The 1,731-nt window shown below is 59.4% G+C and carries 2 protein-coding genes; both read right to left on the bottom strand.

Annotation, left to right across the window (positions count from 1 at the left end; all coding sequences use genetic code 11):
* Positions 1–127: 127 nt before the first annotated feature.
* Positions 128–1,261: a histidine kinase gene (locus tag NW805_RS02355; RefSeq protein WP_414421525.1), complete on the bottom strand. Its 1,134-nt coding sequence runs from the start codon at positions 1,259–1,261 to the stop codon at positions 128–130.
* Positions 1,262–1,489: 228 nt separating this feature from the next.
* The gene (locus NW805_RS02350; protein WP_414352125.1) at positions 1,490–1,672 is read right to left on the bottom strand and encodes a DUF3285 domain-containing protein; all 183 of its coding nucleotides are present in this window, start codon (positions 1,670–1,672) and stop codon (positions 1,490–1,492) included.
* Between the last annotated feature and the right edge of the window lie 59 nt (positions 1,673–1,731).

Genomic DNA, 1,731 nt, shown 5'->3' with positions numbered 1-1,731 from the left:
GGGGCTGCCGTAAACCAGCCTAGAGGTCCGTGGTTGGCTTGCCAACTGCAGGGCTACCGAAAGCCCGCCCTGTACTGCGAAGTAGTCAGGGTCGGGTAGTTTACACCCATGGGGAGCCAGCTCCCGGCTAGCCCTTGCAGAGCCGATACACGGGCAAAGTGAAATGAAAGCTGCTGCCTTTGCCCAAGGAAGACTCCACCCAAATCTGGCCGTAGTGAGCGCGCACGATCCGTCGGCAGAGGGAAAGGCCGATGCCATAGCCCTCCTGCTGTTGATCCCGGGACAGACGGACAGAATCGGAGAAGATGCTCTCTTGGTCGGCTTCCGGGATCCCAGGGCCAGTATCGCTGACGGTCACCTGCACCTTTTGGCTGGTGCGATGGAGGACATCGAGGCGGATGGATCCCCCGGCGGGGGTGTACTTGATGGCGTTGTCCAGCAGGTTGAACAGAACTTGGCGGATCTTGTCGGGATCCACATGGACGGAGGGCAGATCCACGGGAATATCCGCTTGAAACTGCAGCCGCTTGCCTTGAATGCGCGGCCATAGCTCCTCGATCACCGCCTGACAGAGGCCGGGCAACTGGGTTTCTACGGCTCGAATTCTCAGCTCTGAGGCAGCGCCACGGGCCGACTCCAGAATGTCGGTGATCATGCTGTCCATCTTGCGCAGTTGCTGGCGCGCGTGGTCGAACAACTGCCGCTCTAGCGCTTTGTCCAGGGATCCCTCGCGCCCCTGCTGCAGGGTTTCGACCGCCAGAGCCGTGGCCGTCAGGGGACTGCGCAAATCATGCACCAGCATGGCCAGAACGCGATCTTTGAAGTCCAACTGCTCCCGCAATTGGGCCCGCTCCTGCCGCAGCAAAAACACCTCTTCCGACATTTGCAACAGTGCCTCAGTGGTTGGAGGGGAGGTGGGATGCCGTCCTGCCCCCTCTTGATGGGAAGCCAAAGCCGCCTGGCCTTGCCAACGGGGCCACCACACTTCCAACTGCGTCGCCAAGTCTTCGCCTGCCAAAACCTGAGCAGGCAAGGGTTCAGCCTTGACCAGAGCCGGGGTCACCACCAGCTTGTAATGCTCCGCCAGGTAGGGGTGCTCCTCCAGCGGCACCACTTCCAGTTGGGCAGGGTATTGGCCGGGCAACCCCTGGATGTGCTGGCGCAGATGTTCCTCAAGTTCGGCAACGACAGCTCGACTCTTGGCAAACAACAGCAGGCGAATGACAGAACGAGCGGAGGTGAGGTCTGGCGAAGTCTGCATAGGCCAAAGTCCAAAAGCCAAAGGTTGGCGTTTCAGCAGCCGGGATTGCCGTGCGCTCGAACCGTAGGAGCCATTGCTGCTTGTTCCTTCCTAACACCTAATCTTGGGAAAAGCTTAAGAAGCGACATGGAGTGTAACAAGAAAGACCTTTCAGGGTGTGGCTTTCCCGCCCTAGGAACAACTGCAAGAGGGTATAGCCAGGACACTCTCGCGGAACTCAGTGAAAACTCAGTGAAACAGGTAGGCCAGCCCCACCAGCAGGGCCACCAACCCCACCGCTGTCAGGGTGAAGTGAAGCAGGGAAGTCTTGCCTTTGCGCACCATGTTGCGCATGGCCAGGCGGGTGTAACTCAGCTGGGGGGGGGATCCCGCCCCAACCGAAGGAGAATCTGCAGAAGAAGGCTGCGCCATCAGGATAACCAGAGCGATAATTTACCCTACCTTCAGGCTAGCTTAATCTGCTCCTCCGG

Origin of the sequence: Synechococcus sp. W60.1 (assembly GCF_047461575.1) — a bacterium.
In the GTDB taxonomy this organism is placed as follows: domain Bacteria; phylum Cyanobacteriota; class Cyanobacteriia; order Thermostichales; family Thermostichaceae; genus Thermostichus.
The sequence above is the reverse complement of the archived record's forward strand: the minus strand, read 5'-3'. Positions and strand labels throughout refer to the sequence as shown.